Here is a 26,142-nt window from a genome sequence, read left to right as displayed (position 1 = left end):
ATAACGGCGCCTGCTGTTGTGTCACGCTGGGCCTGCGGAAAGCCTAGGTCAGCTTCACCTGGCGGTTCATGTCCTTGTACAACAGGTAGCGGAACTCGCCCGGCCCGCCGGCGTAGCAGGCCTGCGGGCAGAAGGCGCGCAGCCACATGAAGTCGCCGGCCTCCACCTCAACCCAGTCGTTGTTGAGCAGGTACATGGCCTTGCCCTCCAGGACGTAGAGGCCGTGTTCCATCACGTGGGTCTCCGGGAACGGGATGACGCCGCCGGGCTGGAACGTCACGATGTTCACCTGCATGTCGTGCGCAAGGTCGTTGGAGTCCGTGAAGCGGGTGGTCTTCCAGACGTCGTTGGTGTCCGGCATGGACGTGGGTTCAACGTCCTTTTCGTTCGTGACGAAGGACTTGGCTTCGTACCCCTCAAGGCGCTCGTAGGCCTTCCGGATCCAGTGGAAGGACACAACGTCGTCAGAGACGTTCTCCAGGCCCCACTCAGCACCGGCAGCCAAGTAGGCGTAGCCGCCTTCCTCGAGCTGGTGCAGTTCGCCGTCGAGGGTGAGGTTGACCTTGCCCCTGGTGACGAAGACGACGCCTTCCACGCCGGCCTCGAATTCGGCCTTGGGGGCGCCGCCGCCCGGGCCGATCTCAACGATCAGCTGGGAGAACGTGGTGGCGAAGCCCGAGATGGGGCGGGCAATGATCCAGGAGCGGGTGTTGGTGAAGCCGGGCAGGTTGGACGTGACGATGTCCGTCATCACGCCCTTCGGGATCACCGTGTACGCCTCGGTGACGATGGCCCGCTCGGTGGTGAGGTGGGTCTGCGGCGGCAGTCCGCCGCTGGGGGAGTAGTACTTGCCCATCAAAGGATCCTTTGCTTAGGAGTTGGAAGTGGTGGCGAGCCGGGGGTGCGCCAGCCCCGTGAGCTGGGGAATTCCGACGCCGGCAAGCGCCTGGACTTCCTCGGCACCGACGGCGCCGCACTGGACCCCGCGAAGAACGAAGGCGGCCAGCGCTCGGGCGGTGGCGGGTTCGTCCATGACGCCGCCTTCGGTGCGCTCCACGTAGTTGCGCAGGCGGGCGGCGGCGGCCGGCAGGCCTTCGCGGTAGAAGGCGTAGGTGGCGGCAAAGCGGCTGGGCAGCTGGGCGTGGTGCAGGTCCCAGCCCTGGTAATAGCCGCGCTCCAATGACCGCCGGACCAGGCGGCCGTGCAGCTGCCAGGCGTTCTCCACGTTGTCACCCACAGGGATGATGTTGGTGGAGCCGTCGGAGAGCCGGATCCCGGTCCCGGCCACGGCCAGCTGCATGACTTCCTTGGCGAAGTCGGCCACCGGGTGCTCCATGGACTGGTACTCGGCGGAGATCTGCAGGGACGCGGAGTAGTCGTACGTGCCGTAGTGCAGGCCGCTGATGCGCCCGGGCACGGCGTGCGGCAGCTGGGCCACCGGCGACGTTCCTTCCGGACCCAGGATCAGCTGCGGCGTTTCCACCTGGACTTCGAAGCGGAGCCGGCCCGCGGGGAGCGAATGGACCTCCTCCAGCCGGGACACCGCGTAGTCCATGGCCTTCACCTGGGCCACGGTGGTCACCTTGGGCAGGGTCAGGACCAGTCCGTCGGGCAGCTCGCCGGCTGCGGCGAGGCCCGAGACGAACAGGTCCAGTGTCCGCAGGCCACGCGCGCGGGTGGCCGCTTCGAAGCATTTGAAGCGGATGCCGATGAACGGGGGAGCCGAGCCCGCCGCGACTGCCGCTGCCACTGTGGACGCCGCAGCAACCGCGGCGGCGTCCTCGGCGTCGTCGCCCCTGTCCCCGAAGCCGTCCTCGAAGTCCAGGCGCAGGTCCTCGATCGGTTCCGTGGCCAGCTTGGCGGCCACGCGGGCGGCGACGGCCCCGGCGAGGCCCGCTTCCTGGCCCAGGAGCAGGCCCAGCTTTTCGAATCCGCCGTGCGCTTCCGCGGTCGCCGCCGCCTGGGCGCCCCAGTCGGCGGCGAACGACGGCGTGAAACGGTCCGCGGGCACGTACACGGTGTGCACGGGCTGGCGGGAGCCGTCGTCGCCCGGGTAGTTCCGCTCCAGGAGCCGGTCCGTGGCGGCCAGTTGCCCATCAATGGACGCGAGGTCCCCCGCCGAGAGCGAGGGCTTGGGTGCTGTCATCTCAGTCCACCAGTTCGTAGGCCGGAGTGGTGAGGAAGTCCGTGTAGTCGTCCGAGAGACAGATGTCCGCGATCAGTTCGCTGGCCGGCTGGTAGTAGCGGCGGAAGGCCTCGTCACCGAATTCGGTGCGGAGGCGTTCGGTCTCTTCGGCCAGGATCTTTTCCACCAGTTCCCTGGTCACCGTGTTTCCGGTGTCGGCCAGGATCGACTTGTTGCGGATCTGCTGCCATACCTGCGAGCGGGAGATCTCCGCCGTGGCGGCGTCCTCCATCAGGTTGTGGATGGCCACGGCGCCGTTTCCGGACAGCCACACGGCGGTGTAGGCGACGGCGACATACAGGTTCAGTCGGAGGCCCGCCTCGGTGACCTGGCCGTCGGCGGACTGGACGTCAAGCAGCTGTTCCGCGGTGACCGATACTTCCGGGCGTTGCTTGTCCACCTGGTTCGGCTTGTCACCGAGCACGGAGTCGAAGACTTCCCGGCAGGTGGGGACCAGGTCCGGGTGGGCAACCCAGGAGCCGTCGAAGCCGTCGTTTGCCTCGCGGGTCTTGTCCGCACGCACCTTCTCGAAGGCGGCTGCGGTGACCTCGGGGTGGCGGCGGTTGGGGATGACTGCTGCCATGCCGCCCATGGCGAAGGCGCCGCGCTTGTGGCAGGTCTTGACCAGCAGCTCGGTGTAGGCGCGCATGAACGGGGCGGTCATCACCACGGAGGCCCGGTCCGGCAGGACGAATTCCTCGCCGGCGTCGCGGAAGTACTTGATGATGCTGAAAAGGTAGTCCCAGCGGCCGGCGTTCAGGCCGGAGGCGTGGTCACGCAGCTCGTAGAGGATCTCATCCATCTCGAAGGCGGCGGGGATGGTTTCGATCAGGACCGTGGCCCGGATGGTGCCCTGGTTCAGGCCGAGGTAGTCCTGGGCGAAGACGAAGACGTCGTTCCACAGCCGGGCTTCAAGGTGGCTCTCCATCTTGGGCAGGTAGTAGTACGGGCCCTGGCCGTTCAGCACCAGCTGCTTGGCGATGTGGAAGAAGTGCAGGCCAAAGTCCACCAGCGCACCAACGGCGGGCTCGCCGTTGACGAGGAGGTGCTTTTCCTGCATGTGCCAGCCGCGGGGGCGGGCCACCACGACGGCGAGCGGCGCGTCGGTGCGCAGGCGGTACTCCTTGCCCTCATCCGAGGTGTAGCTGAGGGTGCCCTGGGCGGCATCCCGCAGGTTCAGGATGGCGTCGATGACATTGGCCCAGGTGGGTGTGCTGGCGTCCTCGAGGTCCGCCAGCCACACCTTGGCGCCGGAGTTCAGGGCATTGATGGCCATCTTTGCCGGTGACGCAGGCCCGGTCATCTCCACCCGGCGGTCCTGCAAGGCTGCCGGGGCGGGCGCAACTTTCCAGTCGCCGTCGCGCACGTCCTTGGTCTCCGGCAGGAAGTCCAGCTTGCCGGTCTCTGCCACGCGCTGCCGCTTGGCGGAGCGGGCCGCCAGGAGCTCGTTGCGGGTGCCTGCGAAGCGGGTGTGGAGTTCCTCCAGGAAGGCCAGTGCCTTCGGGGTGAGGATCTCCTCCGCGCGGGCGATGGGCCGGGGATCTGTGACGGTGATGGCCATTTCTGGTCCTTTCCTTTGGCTGGAAGTCGGGCGGGTCAGGCGGAGGCGAGTGCCGGCACTGATTCCTTGGCAGAGTCGGCCGGTTCGGCAGCCGTTGCAACGTTTGAGGCGTGGGCCGCAGCCGCGACGGCAGCCGCGACGTCCGCGGTCACGTGCGGGTCGAAAATGCTCGGGATGATGTAGCTCGCATTGAGCTCATTATCATTCACCCGGTTGGCGATCGCCTCTGCGGCGGCCACCAGCATGTCCGGCGTGATGTCGCTTGCCCCGGCGTCCAGGAGTCCGCGGAAGAGCCCGGGGAAGGCCAGGACGTTGTTGATCTGGTTGGGGAAGTCGCTGCGGCCGGTGGCCACGACGGCGGCGTGCCGGGAGGCAACTGCCGGGTCCACCTCGGGGGTGGGGTTGGCCATGGCGAACACAATGGCGTCCTTGGCCATGGAGGCAACGTGCTCTTCCCCGAGGATGTTCGGTGCGGAGACGCCGATGAAGACGTCGGCGCCCACCAGGGCCTCGTGCAGGCTGCCGGAGAAGCCTTCCTCGTTGGTGTTGTCAGCGATCCAGGTGCGGTGGGAATCACTGTAGGTTTCGCCCTTGTGGATGGCGCCGGAGCGGCCCGCGGCCACGATGTGCCGGGCGCCCTGGGCCTTGAGCAGCTGGATAATGGCGGAACCGGCGGCGCCGACCCCGGACACCACGATCTTGACGTCGGCGATCTTCTTGCCCACCACGCGCAGGGCGTTGACCAGGGCGGCCAGGGTCACGATGGCGGTGCCGTGCTGGTCGTCGTGGAAGACCGGAATGTCCAGTTCCTCGCGCAGGCGGGCCTCGATCTCGAAGCAGCGCGGAGCGGCGATGTCCTCTAGGTTCACGCCCCCGAAGACGGGTGCAAGCAGCTTGACGGTGCGGATGATTTCCTCGGTGTCCTGGGTGTCCAGGCAGACGGGCCATGCGTCCACGTTGGCGAACTGCTTGAAGAGGGCGGCTTTGCCCTCCATGACCGGCAGGGCGGCGGCGGGGCCGATGTTGCCCAGGCCCAGCACTGCGGAACCGTCGGTGACCACAGCGACGGTGTTGCGCTTGACGGTCAGGTTGCGGGCGGCTGCGGGATCCTCGGCAATGGCCAGGCAGACGCGCGCGACGCCGGGGGTGTAGGCGCGGGACAGATCGTCCCGGTTGCGGAGCGGCACCTTGGGGACGACTTCGAGCTTTCCGCCCAGGTGCATCAGGAAGGTGCGGTCCGAGACGTGCTGGACCGTGACGCCGTCGAGGGCGTTAAGGGCGTCCTTGACGCGCTCAGCGTGGGCGTCGTCAGTGGTGTTGCAGGTGACGTCCACGACGAGGGTTTCGTGGTGGGACTCTGTGACGTCCAGCGCGGTGATGGCAGCGCCTGCTGCTCCCACGGCTGCGGCAAGCTCGCTGGTGGCGGTGAAGCTTGACGGTGCTTCCACGCGCAGGGTGATCGAATTTCCGGGGCTGGGGTTCGCCATTGAATGTCCTCCTGTTGGGCCTTGACCGGCTTCTGCCGTATCCGAATCTTTTCGTATTATGGATATTATTATCTACTTTATGGAAATACAAGCCCTTCGAATGTGACCGGCGGCCATCCGTCGCCGCGGCGCGCGCCGTGCTGTATGTTGGGTGTTCTAAGCAACTCTTTTCACGATGCGGATAAGAGTTGTCGGATTCCGAGCCATAGGAGACAACGGAATGGCAGAAAAAGCCTCTGGCGGGGTTCAGTCGGTGGAACGCGTCTTCGAGCTGCTGGAGCTCATCACCGATGCCGGCGGCGACGTCACGCTCAGCGAGCTCTCCTCGTCCACGGACCTCCCGCTGCCCACCATCCACCGCCTGCTGCGCACCCTGGTGTCGCTGGGCTACATCCGGCAGCTGCCCAACCGGCGCTACGCCCTGGGGCCGCGGCTCATCCGGCTGGGGGAAGGCGCCAACAAGCAGCTCGGCGCACTGGCCCGCCCGCAGCTGAAGACCCTGGTGGACCGGCTGGGGGAGACCTCCAACATGGCCGTGCTGGACTCGGACATGGTGATCTACGTGGCCCAGGTGCCTTCGCTGCACTCGATGCGCATGTTCACCGAGGTGGGCCGGCGCGCCCATACCCACGCCACCGGCGTCGGCAAGGCCATCCTCGCCCAGCTCGACGACGACACGGTCCGCGGCATCGTTGCCCGCGCGGGTATGCCCACCCCCACGCCCAAGAGCATTGGCGACGTCGAAGAGCTCCTCGCCGACCTGAAGCTCATCCGGGAGCGGGGCTACTCCATCGACGAGGAGGAGCAGGAGCTGGGCGTCCGCTGCTTCGCCATGGCTGTGCCCAACGCCCCCACGCCGACGGCGATTTCGGTCTCCGGCCCCGTCTCGCGGGTGGATGAGGACTTTGCCGACAAGGCCGTTCCGATCCTTCGGGAAGCTGCCGAAGCCATCTCGCGCGAGCTGAACCGCACCTAAGGCACCCGGGCGGCCCGGACTGCCATAACCACGCGCGACGGCGGCCCCTTCCTTTCGGGAGGGGCCGCCGTCATGCGCCCATTGCGGAAGTGTCAGTGCTCTGACGCCTTCTCGGCTGACTGGATGGGCACTTCCTTGCCGTCGCAGTCGATGAGCTTACCGTTTTCAAAACGGTCGCCCTCTGCCAGGCAGCGGAGGTCCTCGGCGCGGACCAGCCGCTCGGTGCCCGCGACGAACACCGACTGGTTGTCCGAATTGCCGGCGCGGAGGTGGTTGAACAGCAGGTTCAGCAGGATGGCCATGACGGCGGCGGAGCTGATGCCCGAGTGGAAGATGGTGCCGAACCAGGAGGGGAACTGGTCGTAGAACGCCGGGGCGGCGATGGGGATCATCCCGAAGCCGATGGAGGCTGCCACCACGATCAGGTTCATGTTGTTCTTGTAGTCCACCTTGGACAGCGTCCGGATGCCGCTGGCCGCGACAGTGCCGAAGAGCACGACGCCGGCACCGCCCAGGACGGGCGTCGGCACCGCCGCGACCACCCGGCCCAGGACGGGCAGCAGGCCCAGGACCACCAGGATCACGCCGCCGGCACTGACTACGAACCGGCTCTTGACGCCCGTAATGGCCACCAGGCCGACGTTCTGTGCGAAGGCGCTCTGGGTGAAGGAATTGAAGAGCGGGGAGACGGCACTGGAGAGCATGTCAGCACGCAGGCCGTTGCCGATCCGCTTGGAGTCCACCTTGGTGCCCACGATCTCGCCCACGGCGATGATGTCCGCGGACGTTTCGGTGAGGGTCACCAGGATGACGATCAGCATGGAGATGATGGCCGCGACTTCAAACGTGGGCGGCCCGAAGGCGAAGGGGGTGGGGAAGGCGACGATTTCGCCCTGGCCCACCTTGGAAAAGTCGGCCATGCCGAAGACGACTGCGATGAGCGTGCCGAGGACCATGGCGAGCAGGATGGACAGCCGCGAGATGGCGGCGCTGCCCACCTTGCTCAGGAGCAGGACGATGCCCATGGTGGCCGCGGCCAAACCGATGTTGGCCACGCTGCCGTAGTTGGGCGCCTTGCTGTTGCCGCCCATGGCCCAGTTGGCGGCGACCGGCATCAGCGTCAGGCCGATGGTGGTGATCACCGTTCCGGTCACTACCGGCGGGAAGAACCTGATGATTTTCGAGAACAGGGGGGTGATCAGCAGGCCGATCAGGGACGCTGCGATAACCGATCCGAAGACGGCCTGGATCCCGCCGCCGCCGTGGACGATGGCCACCATCGTGGAAACACCGGCGAAGGAGACGCCCTGGACCAGCGGCAATTGCGATCCGAAGAAGGGGACGCCGACGGTTTGCAGGATGGTTGCGAGGCCGCCGACGAAAAGGCACGCCGCGATGAGGAGGCCGATGTCCTGGGAGTTCATTCCCGCGGCGGCGCCGATGATCAGGGGCGGGGCGATGATGCCGCCGTACATGGTGAGGACGTGCTGGAAGCCGTAGGCGAACGTGCTTCCAATCGGGAGCCGCTGGTCCTCCGGGCGGGCTGGCTGGGTGCCTTTTGCGGCGGCCGCGGTGGCCGGTTTCCTTCTGATGTTCATGGCAGACTTTCTGGGTTCATGGCAGACGTCATCGTCTGGCTAACGTTGTCTGGCTAACAGGTGAAGCTGTGGGGTGACCCCGACGGGCCCAGCCGCCAGTGGTGGTTGGGCCCGTCGAAACCTGGTGTCGTGCTTTAGCAGAAGCCGGCGATACCCGACCAGGCGGCCGGGGCCGCCGTAGCGTCTTCGCGCTGGACAGTGGCCTCGATCAGGCCGTACGGGCGGTCTGCCGCGAAGAAGACCTCGTTCGGGTTGTCCAGGCCGAACGGGGAGAGGTCCACCAGGAAGTGGTGCTTGTTCGGCATGGAGAACTTGATCTCATCGATCTCGCTGTGGGCCTCAAGGACCTTGGTGCCCATGTCGAACAGGGTCTGCTGCAGGGCGTGCGAGTACTTCTCGGTGAAGCCTTCGAGCAGGAGTCCCTTGACGTCGTCGTAGCTCTTGTTGAAGTCCAGGGTGCTGAAGTCGGTGCCGGTCTTGAAGCGCCAGCGCGCTGAAACGTCCGTGGCAAGGATGCGGTCGGTGGTCTCGGGGAGTGTGGTGTAGCGGTCCCTGGGGTAGCCGACGAAGCCGGACTGGGTGGACTTCAGGACGGTCAGGTCCTTCAGGCCGGAGACCAGGTGGCTGGTGGCGCCGTCGCGGACCAGGACGGCGGTGCGGACTTCCTGGCCGTTCCGGACGAACGAGTGGTCGTGTTCGCTGCCGTGGGCCTGGATGCGGTTCCAGGCGTAGGACTCGGCCTCCCAGCGGCCGCCGGTGACCCAGTCGAAGCTGGAGGTGAAGTGCTCGCCGAGCCGCAGCAGGAATGCTTCCGGCGAGCCGATGCCGTCGCGGGCGAAGGCGTAGATGGTGTTTTTCTGGGTGTCCGTGGCCACCACGTGGGCGTTGTCGCCCTCCAGGTGGGCCGCGGCGAAGTCGCCCCGCAGTTGCGAGGTGACGTTCAGGTCCTCGATCTCGTGGCGGTTCGTGTCCCTGGTGATCTTGACGACGCGGACTTCGGCCTTGCCGTACTGGTTTTCGCCGAGGATGATCTTGCTGCTCATGGTCATTTCCCAATCTCCGGTAAGTGGAACCAAGGTTCCATCACTGAAATTAAGCGCGCATTTCAAGCGCGTTTCCGGTGGAGCCGACCCAACAAAAAAGAGCCGGCATCCATTGATGCCAGCTCATTACGACCCTGCCTGCTGCTCCCAGGTTACGTGACCTGCGCCACGAGTTGCCTAAAAGCGTACCCCTGGAAGCCGGTGGTGTACATCACAAGTCCAAAATTCATTTTGTGACTGCCCTGCTGCCCGGCGTTGGCGGTACCTATTGACGGTGTCGCCATCTCGCCCGTACGCTTTTCGTATAGCAAAATTTAGTTTCCACAATATGAAACAGCGCTTAGACAACGAGGAGGATCAGATGTACCAGCAGGACAGGACACCCGTCGCACCGCAGCCACCCGCCGCACCTTCAGCCCAGGAGTTCTATCTCCCCCTCGGCGGCGGCACGGATCCGGATTTCTACGTACCGGAGGACCGGGTCCATGAACCCAGCCGCTTCTCACGCTGGATGCACGCGCTTCCCGGCTTCGGCCGCCGCTGACGCCAGCCCTCCAGTCAGTCCCCGGCGGCGGCCCATTCCTTGCCGGCCCACGGGTCGTAGTCCGCAATCAGCTCCTCCTGGGCCGGGCGCTCAGTCTCCGGAACGTGCTGCAGGTTGACCCGCACCCGGTACCAGAGCGAACTGGACCCGCGCATCCCGTCCACCATGACGTCGGCGGGACTCAGGGATGGGGTGACGGCGGCGTGCCGGGACTTCCACTCCTCCAGGGCCGCGAGGGCTTCCGGCTTGGTCCGGGTGCGCGCCACTTCAATCAGTGGCATCACCGACTGCCTGCGGCCGGATCCGTTTCCGGCGCGCGGCGCTTTTTCCGCCGGGCCCAGTTCCTTGGCCAGCGCCAGCAGCCCGTCCAGCGAACCCACGGCGCCATCAATGCCCGCGTGGGCATCGCCCGACTCCGCGAACCGCTTGAGCACGGTAGGAACGGTGAACTGTTCCGGCCGGATGGTGCGTACTTCGCCCCAGGCCAGCGGCGTTGAGACCCGGGCGTCAGGCAGCGGCCGGATCGAGTAGGCGGAAGCCACGGTCCGGTCCTTGGCGTTCTGGTTGAAGTCCACGAATACGCTCTCGCCGCGCTCCTCCTTCCACCACCGCGCCGTGGCGAGGCCGGGGGCGCGGTTCTCCACCTCCCGCGCGAGCGCTTCCGCGGCGAGCCGCACGTCGCGGTAGGACCACCGGGGTGCGATGCGCACCAGGATGTGGAGCCCGCGCGACCCGCTGGTCTTGGGCCAGCCCACCAGCCCCACATCATGGAGCACCTCCTGCGCCACGTACGCGACGTCCACGATCTGCGACCAGTCCACGCCCGGCATCGGATCCAGGTCCACGCGGAGTTCGTCCGGATGTTCCAGGTCCTCGGCGCGGACCGGGTGCGGATTGAGGTCCAGGCACCCCAGGTTCACCACCCAGGCAAGGCCCGCGGCGTCCCGGATGACAGCTTCCTCGGCCGATGTTCCGGAGGCGTAGTGCAGGGTGGTGGTGTCGATGAACGGCGGATGGTTCTCCGGGACGCGCTTCTGGAAGAACGGCTCGGCGTCGATACCCTTCGGGAACCGCTTGAGCACCATGGGCCTGCCGCCGGCCCCGCGCAGCGCACCGTCCGCGACGGCAAGATAGTAGCGCACCAGGTCCAGCTTGGTCAGCCCTGGTTCGGGGAACACCACTTTGTCCGGGCTCGAGATCCGGACTTCCTCACCATCGATGTCCAGGATCTCGGCCGGCGTCTTTGATGGAGTCATGGCGCCACGCTAGCAGCGGGGTGGATGCCTGTCAGCCGTTGACCAGGCCTTCGTTGACCAGGCGCCGTGCCGCCGCCGAATGCTCCGCGATCAGGCCTGCGACGTCGAGTCCCGGTATCCGGCCGTCCACCACCCGCCAGCGTCCGCCCACCATTACCCGGTCTGCCCGGTCGGCCGCGCACAGAAGCAGCGCCGCAATGGGGTCGTGGCTGCCGGAGAACCGCAGGTCGTCGAGCTTGAACAGGGCCAGGTCCGCCTGCATGCCCGGCGCCAGCTGTCCCAGTCCCGGCCGGCCCAGCACCGCGGCGGACCCGCGGGTTGCCCACGCGAGCGCCCGCTCCACCGGAACGTCCGCGCCGTAGCGCAGCCGCTGGAGGTAGAGCGCCTGCCGCGCTTCGAGGATCATGTTGGAGGCATCGTTCGACGCCGAGCCGTCCACCCCCAGCCCCACCGGGACTCCCGCGTCCTCCAGTTCCAGGACGCGGGCAGTGCCCGACGCGAGGCGCATGTTGGAGGTTGGGCAGTGTGCGACGGCGGTCCCCGCCGCCCCGAGTTGGCTGATCTCGGCGTCGCTGAAGTGGATGCCGTGCCCCAGCCAGGTGCGGTCCGTCAGCCAGCCGACACTGTCCAAATAGTCCACGGTCCGCAGCCCGAACATCTCCCGGCAGAAGTCCTCCTCGTCCAGCGTCTCGGCCAGGTGAGTATGCAGCCGGACGTCGAGCCGCTCGGCGAGGGCGGCACTCTCGGCCATGATCTCCTTCGTCACCGAGAATGGCGAGCACGGCGCCAGGGCGATCTGGATCGCGGCGTCGTCACCGCGCTCGTGGTACTGGCCGACCAACCGTTCGCTGTCCGCCAGCACCACCTCCGGGTCCTGCACCGTGGACTGCGGCGGCAGGCCGCCGTCGTCCGTTCCCAGCGTCATGGACCCGCGGGTGAGCGTTGCCCGCATGCCCAGCCGGCGCACCGCTGCCACTTCGATGTCGATCGCATCCTCAAGGCCCGCCGGAAAGAGGTAGTGGTGGTCGGCGGCTGTGGTGCAGCCCGAAAGCAGCAGTTCGGCCAGTGCAACGGTGGTGGCGAGTTCGAGGTCCTTTGGCGTGAGCCGTGCCCATACCGGGTACAGGTTCTGCAGCCAGGGGAACAGCGGGGCGTTGGCCACAGGTCCCCAGGCACGGGTGAGGGTCTGGTAGAAGTGGTGGTGGGTGTTGATCAGGCCCGGCAGCAGCACGTGGCTGCCGGCGTCGAACGTCTCCTCGCAGGGTGCGGACGGCCGCTGCCCGGCTGCGAGGACTTCAGTGATCGCGCCGCCGCTGACCACCACCCCGCCGGACGCGTCAAGGGAGTTGGCGGTGAACGCGGCCAGGGGGTTCCGGATCCAGAGCCGGGATGCGGGGATGGGCTGGTGCATGTGGATGTCCTGTTCTGAGCAAAGGGGCAGTTAATCCAGCTCAGTGAGGCCCTGTCTGCTGATCCAGGTCGCCGCCGTGCCCGAAGAACCGCGGGCCGCGGGTCCGATGACAGTAGCCAGCCCGTGGGCGGCGGGTCAACGCCGGCGGAATGTGACCAGCGGCCCGGGGGAGGGCGGTGAAGGACCCGAAACATTGATTTCACATGGCGAAATAAAATTTCCAGAAAACTATGGCGTGGCCCACAAAGCGGTGCTAATCTCAATTCTGCCAAAGGCGGGCACCCGAACCCGGGAAGCTATCTACCAGGCGCAACTTAACCTTCACAGCACATGCTGAAGCCTGGTAACCGTTCGCACCTGGTTCTACTGGTCCTGCACGGCAACAGGCTTCCCGGCAAAAGGAAGTCGCATCATGAGTACCACCGTCACGGCCGAACAGTTTTTGGCCAGATCCATCCGGCTGGCAACGGCCAACGTCCTCAACAGCGGCGGGCCCTTCGGCGCCATGATCGTCACCGCGGACGGCACAACCTTCGACGGCGTCAACCGCGTCACCGCGGACAACGATCCCACCGCCCACGCAGAAGTCACCGCCATCCGCACCGCCTGCCGCGAACTGGGCACGTTCGACCTCAGCGGCGCAACCCTCTACACGAGCTGCGAGCCATGCCCCATGTGCCTGGCCTCCGCACTCTGGGCCCGCGTGGACCGGGTGGTCTACGCGGCGGACCGTCACGACGCCGCCTCGGTCGGCTTCGACGACGCCGTCTTCTACGAATACTTCGAAAACCAGGACAGGGACTCCCTGATGCCGGTCTCCAAGCTGGAACTGGGCGATCCCCAGGCCCCCGCGCCGCTGGAGCCGTTCAACACCTGGAACACGCTCGAATCCAGGATCGACTACTAGGCCCGGCGGCAAAGATGACCATCCTGGACCATTCCCACGAGGAGCATTCGGCTCCAAGTACCCCCGCCACCCGGCAGGCCCCGCGCACTCCCAAGCTGCCGGCGTCGAACTCCTTCCTTGACCGCTTCTTCCACATCACCCGGCGGGGCTCAACCCTGGCCCGCGAATTCCGCGGCGGCCTGGTCACCTTCTTCACCATGGCGTACATCGTCATCCTGAACCCCCTGATCCTGGGCGGCTTCAGCGCGGACAACGCTCCCACCGACGTCGCCGGGGGTTGGCTCTCCGCAGCACAGGTGGGCGCCGTCACCGGCCTTACCGCCGGCGTCATGACCATCCTGTTCGGCCTCATCGCCAACCTGCCGTTCGGGCTGGCCGCCGGGCTCGGCATCAACTCCTTCCTGGCCGTCTCGGTGATCCACGAGGTCACCTGGCCGGAGGCCATGGGCCTGGTGGTGATCAACGGCATCCTGATCGTGCTGTTCGGCGTCACCGGCGCCCGCACCGCGATCTTCCGCGCCGTTCCCAAGGAACTGAAGGCCGCCATCACGGTCGGCATCGGCCTGTTCATCGCCTTCATCGGGTTCGTGGACTCCGGCTTCGTCCGGCCCACCGCGGGCGGGCCTCCCGTCCAGCTGGGCGACGGCGGCTCCATCACCTCCGTGCCCACCCTCGTCTTCGTCGTCGGGCTCCTCAGCATGGGCATCCTCGTGGCCCGCAAGGTCCAGGGCGGCCTGCTCATCGGCATCGTCGGCACCACCGTGCTGGCCGCCATCGTGGAAGCCATCATGAAGATTGGCCCGGCCAGCGCCACCAACCCCGGCGGCTGGCACCTGAACACCCCGGTGCTCTCCGGCCAACTGGTATCCGCCCCGGACCTGGGCCTGGTGGGCCAGTTCGATCTCTTCGGCTCGTTCGCCCGGATCGGCGGACTCGCTGCCACCATGCTGGTCTTCACGCTGGTGTTCACCAACTTCTTCGACGCCATGGGTACCATGACCGGCCTGGCCAAGAGCGCCGGCGTTGCGCACAAGGACGGCACGTTCCCGCGGCTGAAGTCCGCCTTCATCGTGGAAGGCTTCGGCGCCGTGGCAGGCGGGGCAACCTCAGGCTCCTCCAACACCGTGTACATCGATTCCGCTGCCGGCATCGGGGAAGGCGCGCGCACCGGCCTGGCCTCGGTGGTCACCGGCCTGCTGTTCCTGGGTTCGATGTTCCTCACCCCGCTCACCAGCGTGGTGCCCCTGGAGGTCGCAGCCGCCGCGCTGGTGGTGGTGGGCGCGATGATGATGGCCCAGATCCGGGAGATTAAGTTCACCAAGTTCACCGTGGCCCTCCCGGCATTCCTAACCATCGTGACCATGCCTCTGAGCTACTCGATCGCCAACGGCATCGGCGTGGGCTTCGTGAGCTGGGCCGTGATCGGCGCGGCGTCAGGCAAGGCGAAGAAGATCCATCCGCTGATGTGGGTGGTGAGCGCCGGGTTCCTGGTGTACTTCGCCCGCGGACCCATCAACGCCCTGCTCGGCGGGTAAGCGCCCGCCTGCTTCCCCAACCACCTGGAAGGACCGACAATGGACACCACCGCCGCGCGGATGAAGGAGCGCCGCCATGCTTGACCTGATCCCCCTGCCTGAGAGCTGGCTGCACGGGCTGCTGGGGCAGCGGTTTGCCGTGGCCACCATCGTCTCTGCTTCCGGTTCGGTGCCCCGCCCGGTGGGCACGTCCATGCTGGTCAGCGGCTCGGGGGCTGTGCTGGGCAGCCTTTCGGGCGGCTGCGTGGAGGGCGCGGTGGTTGCGCTGGCGGAAGAAGCAATGGACGACGGCGGCTCCCGGCTGGCAACCTTCGGCTTCAGTTCGGCGGACGCCTTCGCTGCCGGGCTCACATGCGGCGGCGCACTGGACATTCATGTCCAGCCGGTGCCCGGCAAGTGTCCCGGCGGGGCAGTGCACCCCCTGCGGGCCGCCCTGCTGCAACTCGCCGGACGTGGACCGGGCCAACCCGTGGCGCTGGTACGGCTGCTGGACGGGCAAGGAGGCGGCGCCGTCGTGCTTTCCAACCCCGCCGCTGCCCGCGTGGGAACATTCCCCGGGCTCGCACCAGTGCTGCACGGGGAGCCCGCGCTGCAGGTGGAGTCCCTGGTACGCAGCGGCGGAGCGGGCTTGGTTCGGCCGACCGGGGACGGCAACTGCCTCCCCGGCCGGCTGGGCCAGGCCGGCCGGCCCGAGGCCGGAGAACCACTGATCCTCGTGGAGTCCCGCCTTGCACCGCCACGGATGCTGGTCTTCGGTGCCAACGATTTCGGCGCCGCCCTGGTCCCGGCTGCCAAGCTGCTGGGCTACCACGTGACCCTCGTGGATGCCCGGCCTGCCTTCGCCCACCAGCCACGGTTCGCTGCCGCCGACGCTGTGGTCACCCAGTGGCCGCACCGCTACCTCGCGGCGGAAGCTGCCGCGGGCCGCCTGGACAGCCGCACCGTGGCGGCCGTCCTTACCCACGATCCCAAGTTCGACCTCCCGCTCCTGGAAGCAGCACTGGCGCTCGACCTGGCGTATATCGGCGCCATGGGATCGCGCCGCAGCCACCTCCAGCGCATGGAGGGGCTCCTCAGCGCGGGGGTCCGGCCAGAGCGGATCGCCCAGCTGCATTCACCCATAGGCCTGGACATCAATGCCGTTACCCCGGCCGAAGTGGCGGTGTCCATCACCGCCGAACTTATCGCCGCCCGCTCCCGGTCCGCAGGCTGCACGCCGCTCCGGGACACCTCCGGCCCTATCCACCAAACCGCGCCGCCGGCGCCCACAGACTTCATCAAGCAGGAGATCGCATGGACATGAACACCATCGAGGCGGTGGTCCGCACCACCGACCCCGCACAATGGCGCGACGGCGACGCCTGGCTGGCCGGCGGCACGGTCCTGTTCTCCTACGGCAGCTACGCCTTCGGTCCGGAGCCCCTCAAACGGCTCCTTGACCTGGGCGAAGCCGGCTGGGAGCCGGTCACCGTCACCGATGACGGGATCGAACTTGCCGCAACCTGCACCATCGCCCAGCTGTACAGCCTGCCCGGTTCGCCCGAGGTGTCCGGCCGCACCTGGCCTGCGCTGGACCTGGTCCGTCCGTGCTGCGATTCCTTCGTGGCTTCGTTCAAGGTGTGGAACATGTCCACGGTGGGCGGGAACGTCTGCACGTCGCTGCCGGCCGGTCCCATGATTTCGCTCTGCGCCGGACTGGACGGCACCGCCACCATCCTCGCCCCCGGAGGCACCAGCCGCACCGTTCCGGTGGCCGAATTCGTCACCGGCGACGCGCAGAACTGCCTGGCACCCGGCGAGCTGCTCCGCAGCATCCACCTCCCGGCGTCGGCCCTGTCCTCCCGGGTGGCGTTCCGGCGCTTGTCACTGAGCAACCTGGGCCGGTCCGGGGTGCTGCTGATTGGACGGCTCGACGGCGGCACCTCCCTTGTCCTGACCGTCACCGCGGCCACCAAGCGGCCCGTGCAGCTCCGGTTCGACGGCCTGCCCGATGCCGACCGGCTCGCCGAGTCCATCGGCGCCGCGATCCCCACCGACCTTTACCACGACGACATCCACGGGCTGCCGGCCTGGCGTCGCGACATGACCTACCGGCTGGCCGAGGAAATCCGCGCAGAACTCACCGCTCCCGCAGGGGAGACCGGGCTGCGGGTTTCCGGCGATTTCTGGCCGCCGGCGCACCGCGGCACCGATGCCCGGCAAATTAGCGCACAGCAGGAAGGGGCCTGAGCATGGCCATCGAGATCAACGGAACGGTTTCCGACGCCGAGCCCCGCCCCGGGCAGTGCCTGCGCACCTTCCTGCGCGAGCAGGGCAACACCGGCGTGAAGAAGGGCTGCGACGGCGGTGACTGCGGTGCCTGCACCGTGCACGTGGACGGGACGCCCGTCCACAGCTGCATCTACCCGGCTGTCCGGGCCGAGGGGCATGCCGTCACCACCATCGAGGGGCTGGCGTCTGCTGCGGGCGGCACGGAGTTGCACCCTGTCCAGGAACAGTTCATGCAGCGCCAGGGTTTCCAGTGCGGGTTCTGCACCGCGGGCATGGTGATGACGGCGGCAACCTTCGACGACGAACAGAAGGAGAACCTGCCCCGGAACCTCAAGGGCAACCTCTGCCGGTGCACCGGCTACCGGGCCATCGCCGATGCGGTGTGCGGGGACGCCGGCCACCCGGATCCGGCCGGGCAGGGTTCCGGCATTGCCGGGCCCGGGCAGCCGGATCCCGAACCGGGACAGCTGGGCGACGACGTCCCGGCCCCGGCCAGCCGGGCGGTGGTCACCGGTGCTGCCCGGTACACGCTGGACGTTCCCGCGGACCAGCTCCAGGGCCTGCTGCACCTGAAGATCCTGCGCTCGCCGCACGCCCACGCCCGGGTGCTGTCCATTGATACCGAGGCGGCCCTGAAAATCCCGGGTGTGGTGGCTGTCTTCACCTCCCGGGACGCCCCGGAACAGCTGTTCTCCACGGCCCAGCATGAACTCTTCACCGATGACCCGGACGATACCCGCGTGCTGGATGACATAGTGCGGTTCCGCGGCCAGCGGGTGGCCGCCGTCGTGGCCGAAACCGTGGCCGCGGCGGAAGCCGGTGTACGGGCACTCCGGGTGGAATACCAGGAACTTCCCGCCGTCTTCTCGCCGCAGGACGCACTGCTGCCCGGTGCGCCGCTGGTCCACGGGGACAAGGACGCCACAGGTTCGCGCATCTCCCGGCCGGACCGGAACGTGGTGGCCGAGCTTCATTCCGAACTGGGGAGCGTGGCCGAGGGGTTCGCTGCGGCGGACTTCATCCACGAACAGACTTACCGCACCCAGCGCGTCCAGCATGTCGCCCTGGAAACCCACGCTGCCATCGCCTCGGTGGACGCCGAGGGGCGCCTCCAGGTCCGGACCTCCAGCCAGGTGCCATTCCTGGTGCGCCGCACGCTGTGCCGGCTGTATGGCCTGGACGAGGACCAGGTGCATTTGGTGGCCGGGCGCGTGGGTGGCGGATTCGGCGGGAAGCAGGAAGTCCTGACCGAGGACCTTGTGGCGCTCGCGGCCTTGAAGCTGAAGCGGCCGGTCCAGCTGGAACTCACCCGGACCGAGCAGTTCACTGCCACCACCACCCGGCACCCGTTCACCATCAAGCTGAAGGCAGGAGCCGCCAAGGACGGGACGCTGACGGCCCTGGAACTGGACGTGGTCACCAACACCGGCGCCTACGGCAACCACGGCCCCGGCGTGATGTTCCACGGCTGCGGCGAATCGCTGGCGGTCTACAACTGCGCCAACAAGAAGGTGGACGCACATTCGGTGTACACCAACACGGTGCCCGCCGGGGCATTCCGCGGCTACGGGCTCAGCCAGATGATCTTCGCGATCGAGTCCGCCATGGATGAGCTGGCGGCCGGGATCGGCATGGATCCGCTGGAGTTCCGCCGGCGGAACATGGTCCGCGAGGGGGACCGGATGCTGTCCACCCAGCCCGACCCGGAGGAGGACGTCCACTACGGCAGCTACGGCCTGGACCAGTGCCTTGACCTGGTGCGGGACGCCCTGGACCGAGGCAAGGAAAGGTACCGGGACGCAGGCCTCGACGACCTCGGCCCGGACTGGATGGTGGGCGACGGTGCCGCACTGTCCATGATCGACACCGTGCCGCCGCGGGGGCACTTTGCCCATTCCCACGTCCGGCTCCTGCCGGACGGAACGTACCAGGCCGACGTCGGGACCGCCGAGTTCGGCAACGGCACCACCACCGTGCATGCCCAGCTCGCTGCCACCGCATTGTCCACGGAGGCGTCGAAAGTTGTGGTGCGGCAGTCGGACACGGACCTGGTGGAGCACGATACCGGCGCGTTCGGGTCGGCCGGGACGGTGGTGGCCGGAAAGGCCACGCTGGCGGCAGCGGAGGAGCTTGCCGTCCGGATCCGGGCCTTCGCCGCCGGCATCCGGCAGACCCAGGCCTCCGCCTGCGTGCTGGACGGCGACGCCGTGGTGATCGACGGGACGCCCGTGTCACTGGCGGAACTCGCGCAGCAAGCCGCGGAAGCCGGCGTCGAACTCGCCGCCGAAGGGCGATGGGGCGGCACGCCGCGCTCCGTGGCGTTCAACGTCCACGGCTTCCGGGTGGCGGTGAACCGCGGCACCGGCGAACTGAAGATCCTGCAGAGCGTGCAGGCGGCGGACGCCGGCGTGGTGGTCAACCCGCGCCAGTGCCGGGGCCAGATTGAGGGCGGCATCGCCCAGGCCATCGGTGCCGCGCTGTACGAGGAAGTGGTGGTGGACGACGCCGGGAAGGTCACCACGGACATCCTGCGCCAGTACCACATTCCTACGTTCGCGGACGTGCCGCGCAGCGAGGTCTACTTCGCGGACACGAACGACAAGATGGGGCCGCTGGGCGCCAAGTCGATGAGTGAGAGTCCGTTCAACCCCGTGGCGCCGGCGCTCGCCAACGCCATCCGGAACGCCACCGGGGTTCGGTTCGCGTCCCTGCCCATCGCGCGGGACCGGATCTATGTGGGGCTTAAGGAAGCGGGGTTGGTGCCCAAGCTTGAGCACGTTCTTTCCTAGGACGCTTGTCCGGAGCAATATTTCCCGGGGCAAGGCGGGGTCGGATTGGGTGCGTCCTGCGGGCCGGATCTGACCCCGCGTTGCATCGTTGCATATAGTCAGGGGATGGAACACCGGATTTTAGGTAAGACCGGACGTAGCGTCTCCATTGTGGGGCTGGGGACCTGGCAGCTCGGCGCGGACTGGGGCAACGTGGACCCGGCACAGGCGCAGGCCATCCTCGCGGCATCCGTGGAGGCCGGCGTCACCCTCTTCGACACCGCCGATGTCTACGGCGACGGCAAGAGTCAGCAGGCCATCGGAAAGTTCCTAGCGGACAACCCTGGCCTCGGCGTCACGGTGGCCACCAAGATGGGCCGCCGCGTGGACCAGAAGCCGGAAAACTACACCTTGGCCAACTTCCGCCAGTGGGTGGACCGCTCACGCAAGAACCTGGGCACGGACACCCTTGACCTCGTCCAGCTGCACTGCCCGCCCACCCCGGTGTACAGCAGCAACGAGGTGTACGACGCCCTGGACACCCTCGTGGCTGAAGGCGCGATCCGGAACTATGGCGTCAGCGTGGAGCGGACTGACGAGGCGCTGGAGGCGATCCGACACGAGGGCACCGCATCGGTCCAGATCATCCTGAACGCCTTCCGGCTCAAGCCGCTGGACGAGGTCCTTCCAGCTGCCAAGGCCGCCGGGGTGGGCATCATCGCCCGGGTGCCGCTCGCGTCCGGCCTGCTGTCCGGCAAGTACTCCAAGGACACCACCTTCGCGGAGAACGACCACCGCAACTACAACCGCCAGGGCGAGGCCTTCGACGTCGGCGAGACCTTCTCCGGCGTGGATTACGAGCTGGGCCTGAAGGCCGTGGCGGAGTTCGAGCAACTGGTGCCTTCGGGCGCCACAACGGCGCAGGCAGCCATTGCCTGGATTGCAGCACAGGACGGCGTCACCACCGTTATCCCGGGCGCCCGCAACGTGGAGCAGGCACGGGCCAACGCCGCCGCGGCCACGGTCAGCATCGGCAAGGAATTCGACGACGGCGTTAGGTGGATCTACGACCACTACTTCCGCGAAACCATCCACCCGCGCTGGTAGCGTTCGCCGGGGGTCCGCAGCTTTCACGCGAGGAGGTTCCGGTGAGTAAACGGTCGGATTACCGGGCGGTGCTGGAATCGCTGCCGCCCGGACAATGGACGGCCTACCTCAACGCTGAATCCGGGCTTCCCGGACCCCGCGGGAACATCGAACTGGCGCAGGCGTTTTCCGATGTGGCGGACCCCGCCCTGATCCGGCTGTGCGCTGGAAGTCCTGACGAGTACCTTGCCATGTGTGGCGCCGTTGGTCTCGGCCGCCTGCTTGTGGAGGGCGATTCTGGTGCAGCCGCAACCCTGCGGACGCTGGCCGAAGACGGCCGCTGGCGGGTGCGCGAGGGGGCAGCGATGGCCCTGCAGCAACTCGGGGATGCGGACATGGCGGCGTTGTGGGCGTTGACGGAACAATGGGAGGACGGCGGGCCGCTGGTGCAACGGGCCATTGCGGCCGGCATCTGTGAGCCCCGGCTGCTCCGCGCTCCGGAGGATGCCGCCAGGGCAGTCCAGGCCCTCGACAGGATTACCGCTGCGGTGGAAGCAACGGATCCTGCAGCCCGGCGGTCTGAGCACTTCCGCGTGCTGCGCCAGGGGCTTGGGTACTGCTGGAGCGTTGCCGTCGCCGCTGCGCCGCCCGCGGGCTTCGCATACCTCGAAAAGTGGGCACGGAGCCAGGACCGGGACGTGCGCTGGATCGTGCGCGAGAACCTTCGAAAAGCGCGCCTGGCGAAGGCCGATCCGACGACGGCGGAACGTTTGACTGCCATCCTGGAACAGTCCGGCGCGTGAGGGACCCTGCTGTCAGCGCCTTCGTGGACCGGCTCGCCGCCGTGGAAACGGGGCCGGATTCCACTAATTTCTTCGACCATGCGGTTCCGGCGAATGGGTTGCGCCGGCGAAACCTGGAACTCTACCTGCAGGAGATGCTGGACCGGCGGCCAAAAGTGCTGCTGGTGGGGGAGGCCCCTGGATTTCGGGGCATGCGGATCACGGGGGTTCCCTTCACTAACCGGACCATCCTTGGAGGCCCCGCCAACAGCTTTGGGTTGTTCGGCCCCGGCAAGGGGTACGTGTTGCCGCCCGAAGCTGCAGGGGTTCCAGCCGAACCCACGGCAACTGTGCTGTGGCAGGTCCTGGCTGAGCTCGACTTCCTTCCGTTGCTGTGGAGCGCATTCCCCTGGCATTCGCACCGGCCCGGGCTGCCACAGACCAACCGGACACCCAGGCCTTCCGAGACGAAGCTGGGGACACCGTTCTGGCAGGAACTCTCGGAGTTGTTCGGCATAGAGACCCTTGTGGCGGTGGGCAACGTAGCGCAGCACAGCCTGAAGCGCGTCGGCCTGGATGTTCCAAAGATCCGGCACCCGGCCCACGGCGGCCGCGAAGGCTTCAAGCAGGGGCTGCAGGAACTGCTGGACAGCGGGATGCAGGCTTGACCTGAAGCCTTCACAGAGGGAATGTCGTACCCCTTTGCCATGATGTGTTTATGGGGAAAGCAGCGGTGGCCAAGGCATATGCGGATATCCGTGCTGCCCTTGCTGTGCTCAATGCTGAGGTCGAGGGATGGGGTCCCGAGCCGTTTTCGGCGGCTGATCCGATGGCCGGTTTGGCGGATGGTTGCCTGGATGTTCTTGCCGGGGCCCGGGAGGCCGAGGCTGGTTTCGCGGCGTTGAAGGCGAAGGCCGCTGTGACGTACGCGGACAGTGCCCACGCTGTTGCCGGGCCGGATGCTTCGGTGCAGGCGCAGGAGATGGCTGTCGCGGCCGAGATCGGGTGTGTGCTGTCCCTGGGGCCGCGGGCGGCGTCGTCGTTCCTGGCCGCGTCCCACGCCCTTGCCACCACGCTGCCCCGGACGCTGTCGGCACTGGAAGCCGGGGACCTGTCGTGGCAGCATGCCCTGGCGATGGTCGACGAGACGGCCAGCCTTGATGCCGCCGGTGCCGCCGCACTGGAAGGGCACTTCCTGGACCCGGGCGCCCCGGACCCGGCACGGGGCTGCCCGGCCGGGAAGATGCCCAGCCCCGGACCCGGCACGGGGCTGCCCGGCCGGGAAGATGCCCGCGCACCGGTTCAGGGCCAAGGCCCGCACCTGGCGGGAACGCCACCATGCCGAGAGCATCGAAAAACGCCACACTAAGTCTGTGGCGGACCGGCGGGTGGAGTTCCGGCCGGACCAGGACGGGATGGCGTGGTTGTCGGCGTGCCTGCCGGCTGCTCAGGCGTTGGCGGGGTGGAACCGGCTCACCGCTATCTCGCGTGCCATGCAGGGCCCGGATGAATCCCGCAGCATGTCCCAGCTGCGCGCTGACACCTTCGCTGAGGCGGTCCTTGGCAACAGCTGCCCCGCCGGCGTTGCCGGCGCGGACGGCAGTGGAGATGCTGGCCTGTCGTCGCGGATCCGGGCGCAGGTGCTGGTCACGGTGCCGGTGTTCTCGCTGATGGGCTCGACGGACGAGCCGGCTTTGTTGGACGGGTATGGGCCCATTCCGGCGTCGATGGCCCGGGACCTGGTGGCGAACGGGGCGGGGTCGTTTTATCGGGTGTTGGTGGATCCGCGGGACGGGGCGCCGCTGGAGATCGGGCGGACGAGTTACAGGGTCACGGGCGCGATGCGGGCCTGGTTGAGGATGCGGGACGGCAAATGCCCTTTCCCCGGCTGCAGTAACAACTCCCTGGACAACGACGCCGACCATCTCCTTGCCTGGGCCAACGGCGGCACTACCGGGATCTCGAACCTGGGACAGCCCTGCCGCAAGCACCACCGGCTCCGGCACATTACCGGCTGGGCACCCACCCCGGCCACCGAAAACGAACCACCCGGCTGGACCTCACCCGCCGGCCGGCACTACACAAGCGAACACCAGGACTGGGAACTACCACGATGGCCCGGGGGACTGCCAGCCGGCGGCATCGACATCGTTCACCACGGCGGGTCGCCTTGGGAAGAGGCCCTCGCGCGGTTCCTGCGCGCCCCCGCCTGACCGGCTTCAGATGCTGGTGACGACCTGCAGGTGCTAGTGGAGAAGGCGCAGCTGGTCCGGCGTATCCACATCCTCACCACTGGACTGGTCGGTGCAGTCCACCTCATCCACCAGGTCTGGATGGCTGCGCAGGAAGCCGCGAGCCCCGGCATCGCCCGTTACCGTTGCAGACACGGCTTCGCGCAGGGAGGCGTCGATGAGCAGTGGGTGTCCGCGGCGGAGTGCCGCCCCGCCACCGTCGCCGGAATCACTGTGGCGGTACGCGGCGGCAGTGATGCGTCCCGGGCGGTGCCGGGCCAGCAGCCGCGCCACGGTTTCCGCGGTGAGGCCGGGCTGGTCCACGAGGGCGATCAGGACGTGGTCTGCAGGATCAGCGGCCTGGTTGCCGAGCAGGAAGGAACTTCCCATCCCCGACTCCCAGCCTGCATTGGTCACCACGCGGAAGCGGTCCAGGTTGGCAGCCGCATCAACGTCCGACGCTCCTGCGCCAAGAACCACCACCACTTCCCGGCAACCGCCGTCAAGCACTGCGCGGGCGATGGCCTCCACCAGCGGCCGGCCGTGGAAAGGCAGCAGTGCTTTGGGGCCGAGGCCCAGCCGGGTTCCGGCGCCGGCAGCCAGGACCACCCCGGTGGTCCTGGTCCCTGCCGAGCCGGTCCCGTTGCTGTCACCCATAGCTGCACCCTATCCGGTGACTTAGGCGTCTCCGCCTGCCCCGCCCGTGGTGCCGGCGTTGACGTCCAGGAGCTTGTAGCGGTCCATGGCGTACGAGGGCGCGCCCTCCTCGACTTCGCCCCTCGCCGCGAGCATTTGCAGCGCTTTGACGACGATGGAGTGGGTGTCGTTTTTGAAGAAGCGGCGGGCTGCTGCGCGGGTGTCGGAGAAGCCGAAGCCGTCGGCGCCGAGGGTGGCGTATTCGTTGGGGACGAATTGCCGGATTTGGTCGGGAACGGCTTTCATGTAGTCGGAGACGGCGACGACGGGGCCGGTGGCGCCTTCGAGTTGCTGGGTGACGAAGGGGACGCGGGCGGGCTGGCCGGGGTTGAGGAAGGCTTCCTCTTCGGCGGCGAGGCCGTCGCGGCGCAGTTCGTTCCAGGAGGTGACGGACCAGACGTCTGCGGAGACGTTCCAGTCGTCGGCGAGGATCCGTTGGGCGTCGAGGGCCCAGGGCACGGAGACACCGGAGGCGAGGATCTGGGTGCGGGGGCTGCTTTCATTCAGTCCTGCGGCCTTCGCTGGGTTGAGCAGGTAGATGCCCTTGATGACGCCTTCGATGTCGAGGTTCTCGGGTTCTGCGGGCTGGACGATGGGTTCGTTGTACACAGTGAGGTAGTACATGACGTTCTTGTCGCCGTTGTGTCCTTCGGACTCATCTCCGTACATGCGTTCGAGGCCGGAGCGGACGATGTGTCCGATTTCGTAGCCGTAGGCGGGGTCGTAGGTGATGACGGCCGGGTTGGTGGAGGCCAGCAGGGGTGAGTGTCCGTCGGCGTGTTGGAGGCCTTCGCCGGTGAGGGTGGTCCGTCCTGCGGTGGCGCCGATGATGAAGCCGCGGGTCATCTGGTCGGCGGCGGCCCAGAAGGCGTCGCCGGTCCGCTGGAAGCCGAACATGGAGTAGAAGACGTAGACCGGGACCAGGGGCACGCCGTGGGTGGCGTAGGCGGTGCCTGCGGCGGTGAACGCTGCGACGGCGCCGGCTTCGTTGATGCCGGGGTGGATCAGTTGGCCGGCGGGGGATTCCTTGTAGGCCAGGACGAGGTCGCGGTCCACGGACAGGTAGTTCTGGCCCGTGGGGTTGTAGATCTTCGCCGTCGGGAAGAACGCATCCATACCGAACGTGCGTGATTCATCCGGCACGATCGGCACAATCCGGCTCCCGAACTTCTTGTCGCGGAGCAGATCTTTGAGCAGGCGCACGAAGGACATCGTCGTGGCGGCCTGCTGCTTTCCGGAGCCCCGCCTGGCCACCTCATAGGACTTCGCGTCCGGCAGTTCTACAGCCTGATGGCTGGAACGGCGTTCCGGAACGGAACCGCCCAGCGCCCGCCGGCGCTCCATGAGGTAGGCGATCTCGGGTGCCTCGGCACCCGGGTGATAGTAGGGCGGGCGGTAGGGATCGGCGTCGAGCTGTTCATCCGAAATGGGAATGCGGAGGTAATCCCTAAAGTCCTTGAGGTCCTCGACCGTCAGTTTCTTCATCTGGTGCGTGGCATTCCTGCCTTCAAACCTTGGTCCGAGGCCGTAGCCTTTGACGGTTTTGGCGAGGATGACGGTGGGCTTGCCTTTGAATTCGGTGGCTGCCTTGTAGGCGGCGTAGACCTTGCGGTAGTCGTGGCCGCCGCGCTTGAGGTTCCAGATCTGGTCATCGGTCAGGTCCACGACGAGGTCCTTGGTCTGCGGGGTCTTGCCGAAGAAGTGTTCGCGGACGAACCCGCCGGATTCGGCCTTGTAGGTCTGGTAGTCCCCGTCGGGGGTTTCGTTCATGATTTTCACGAGCGAGCCGTCGGTGTCGCGGGTGA

At 67.4% G+C, this 26,142-nt stretch carries 22 protein-coding genes; 12 read left to right on the top strand and 10 right to left on the bottom strand.

Annotated elements, in window-relative coordinates; genetic code table 11:
* Positions 1–43: 43 nt before the first annotated feature.
* Genes K4G53_RS00160 through K4G53_RS00145 form a run of 4 tightly spaced genes read right to left on the bottom strand, consistent with a single transcriptional unit; the run spans position 44 to position 5,233 of the window.
* The gene (locus tag K4G53_RS00160; RefSeq protein WP_221383472.1) at positions 44–856 is read right to left on the bottom strand and encodes a bifunctional allantoicase/(S)-ureidoglycine aminohydrolase; all 813 of its coding nucleotides are present in this window, start codon (positions 854–856) and stop codon (positions 44–46) included.
* A 15-nt stretch (positions 857–871) separates the two neighbouring features.
* Positions 872–2,146 (bottom strand): aldolase, encoded by a 1,275-nt coding sequence (locus tag K4G53_RS00155; RefSeq protein WP_221383471.1) that lies wholly within the window; start codon positions 2,144–2,146, stop codon positions 872–874.
* Between the two features lies 1 nt (position 2,147).
* The gene (gene aceB / locus K4G53_RS00150) at positions 2,148–3,746 is read right to left on the bottom strand and encodes a malate synthase A (protein WP_221383470.1); all 1,599 of its coding nucleotides are present in this window, start codon (positions 3,744–3,746) and stop codon (positions 2,148–2,150) included.
* 35 nt (positions 3,747–3,781) lie between these two features.
* The gene (locus K4G53_RS00145) at positions 3,782–5,233 is read right to left on the bottom strand and encodes an NAD-dependent malic enzyme (protein ID WP_221383469.1); all 1,452 of its coding nucleotides are present in this window, start codon (positions 5,231–5,233) and stop codon (positions 3,782–3,784) included.
* A 220-nt stretch (positions 5,234–5,453) separates the two neighbouring features.
* Here K4G53_RS00145 and K4G53_RS00140 point away from each other — a divergent pair, with 220 nt between their 5' ends.
* The gene (locus K4G53_RS00140) at positions 5,454–6,209 is read left to right on the top strand and encodes an IclR family transcriptional regulator (RefSeq protein WP_221383468.1); all 756 of its coding nucleotides are present in this window, start codon (positions 5,454–5,456) and stop codon (positions 6,207–6,209) included.
* 92 nt (positions 6,210–6,301) lie between these two features.
* Here the strand turns inward: K4G53_RS00140 and K4G53_RS00135 are convergent, their stop codons facing one another.
* Together K4G53_RS00135 and pucL are read right to left on the bottom strand one after the other, a co-directional pair.
* A complete protein-coding gene (locus K4G53_RS00135) occupies positions 6,302–7,807 on the bottom strand; it encodes a nucleobase:cation symporter-2 family protein (RefSeq protein WP_221383467.1) in 1,506 nt (501 codons plus the stop codon).
* A 134-nt stretch (positions 7,808–7,941) separates the two neighbouring features.
* Positions 7,942–8,856, bottom strand: coding sequence for a factor-independent urate hydroxylase (pucL, locus tag K4G53_RS00130; protein ID WP_221383466.1), 915 nt, complete (start codon positions 8,854–8,856; stop codon positions 7,942–7,944).
* 322 nt (positions 8,857–9,178) lie between these two features.
* Here pucL and K4G53_RS00125 point away from each other — a divergent pair, with 322 nt between their 5' ends.
* A complete protein-coding gene (locus K4G53_RS00125) occupies positions 9,179–9,394 on the top strand; it encodes a hypothetical protein (RefSeq protein ID WP_374226129.1) in 216 nt (71 codons plus the stop codon).
* 14 nt (positions 9,395–9,408) lie between these two features.
* On the opposite strand, the gene ligD is transcribed toward K4G53_RS00125, so the two are convergent.
* Positions 9,409–10,650, bottom strand: coding sequence for a non-homologous end-joining DNA ligase (ligD, locus tag K4G53_RS00120; protein WP_221383465.1), 1,242 nt, complete (start codon positions 10,648–10,650; stop codon positions 9,409–9,411).
* Between the two features lie 31 nt (positions 10,651–10,681).
* On the bottom strand, positions 10,682–12,061 hold the full coding sequence (locus K4G53_RS00115) for an 8-oxoguanine deaminase (protein WP_221383464.1): 1,380 nt from the start codon (positions 12,059–12,061) through the stop codon (positions 10,682–10,684).
* A 412-nt stretch (positions 12,062–12,473) separates the two neighbouring features.
* Here K4G53_RS00115 and K4G53_RS00110 point away from each other — a divergent pair, with 412 nt between their 5' ends.
* From K4G53_RS00110 to K4G53_RS21495, 10 genes are all read left to right on the top strand, one after another.
* A complete protein-coding gene (locus K4G53_RS00110) occupies positions 12,474–12,968 on the top strand; it encodes a nucleoside deaminase (protein ID WP_221383463.1) in 495 nt (164 codons plus the stop codon).
* 14 nt (positions 12,969–12,982) lie between these two features.
* Positions 12,983–14,503, top strand: a complete 1,521-nt coding sequence (locus K4G53_RS00105; protein WP_221383462.1) for an NCS2 family permease — start codon at positions 12,983–12,985, stop codon at positions 14,501–14,503.
* A gap of 76 nt (positions 14,504–14,579) precedes the next feature.
* Complete coding sequence (locus K4G53_RS00100) at positions 14,580–15,806, top strand: XdhC family protein (RefSeq protein WP_221383461.1); 1,227 nt, start codon at positions 14,580–14,582, stop codon at positions 15,804–15,806.
* On the top strand, positions 15,797–16,732 hold the full coding sequence (locus tag K4G53_RS00095; RefSeq protein ID WP_221383460.1) for a xanthine dehydrogenase family protein subunit M: 936 nt from the start codon (positions 15,797–15,799) through the stop codon (positions 16,730–16,732). The genes K4G53_RS00100 and K4G53_RS00095 overlap by 10 nt, the downstream gene beginning before the upstream one ends.
* Before the next feature lie 2 nt (positions 16,733–16,734).
* Entirely contained in the window at positions 16,735–19,563 is a 2,829-nt protein-coding gene (locus K4G53_RS00090; protein WP_221383459.1) for a molybdopterin-dependent oxidoreductase, read from the top strand.
* Positions 19,564–19,668: 105 nt separating this feature from the next.
* Positions 19,669–20,649 (top strand): aldo/keto reductase, encoded by a 981-nt coding sequence (locus tag K4G53_RS00085; RefSeq protein ID WP_221383458.1) that lies wholly within the window; start codon positions 19,669–19,671, stop codon positions 20,647–20,649.
* Between the two features lie 41 nt (positions 20,650–20,690).
* Complete coding sequence (locus K4G53_RS00080; RefSeq protein WP_221383457.1) at positions 20,691–21,431, top strand: HEAT repeat domain-containing protein; 741 nt, start codon at positions 20,691–20,693, stop codon at positions 21,429–21,431.
* Positions 21,428–22,078, top strand: a complete 651-nt coding sequence (locus tag K4G53_RS00075; RefSeq protein WP_221383456.1) for a uracil-DNA glycosylase — start codon at positions 21,428–21,430, stop codon at positions 22,076–22,078. The genes K4G53_RS00080 and K4G53_RS00075 overlap by 4 nt, the downstream gene beginning before the upstream one ends.
* A gap of 50 nt (positions 22,079–22,128) precedes the next feature.
* Positions 22,129–22,779: a hypothetical protein gene (locus K4G53_RS21500; protein WP_374226128.1), complete on the top strand. Its 651-nt coding sequence runs from the start codon at positions 22,129–22,131 to the stop codon at positions 22,777–22,779.
* Positions 22,697–23,623: a DUF222 domain-containing protein gene (locus K4G53_RS21495; protein ID WP_374226127.1), complete on the top strand. Its 927-nt coding sequence runs from the start codon at positions 22,697–22,699 to the stop codon at positions 23,621–23,623. The genes K4G53_RS21500 and K4G53_RS21495 overlap by 83 nt, the downstream gene beginning before the upstream one ends.
* Positions 23,624–23,656: 33 nt before the next feature.
* Here K4G53_RS21495 and nboR read toward each other — a convergent pair whose 3' ends face one another.
* Together nboR and K4G53_RS00060 are read right to left on the bottom strand one after the other, a co-directional pair.
* Positions 23,657–24,298, bottom strand: coding sequence for a nicotine blue oxidoreductase (nboR, locus tag K4G53_RS00065; protein WP_221383455.1), 642 nt, complete (start codon positions 24,296–24,298; stop codon positions 23,657–23,659).
* A gap of 21 nt (positions 24,299–24,319) precedes the next feature.
* Positions 24,320–26,142, bottom strand: a 1,823-nt coding sequence (locus K4G53_RS00060; RefSeq protein ID WP_221383454.1) for a pyruvate dehydrogenase (acetyl-transferring), homodimeric type, incomplete at its 5' end; no start/stop codon positions are given.

This window comes from Arthrobacter sp. MAHUQ-56 (assembly GCF_019710585.1).
GTDB lineage: Bacteria > Actinomycetota > Actinomycetes > Actinomycetales > Micrococcaceae > Arthrobacter.
Note: the sequence above shows the minus strand (reverse complement) of the source record. Positions and strands in the feature narration are given on the sequence as shown.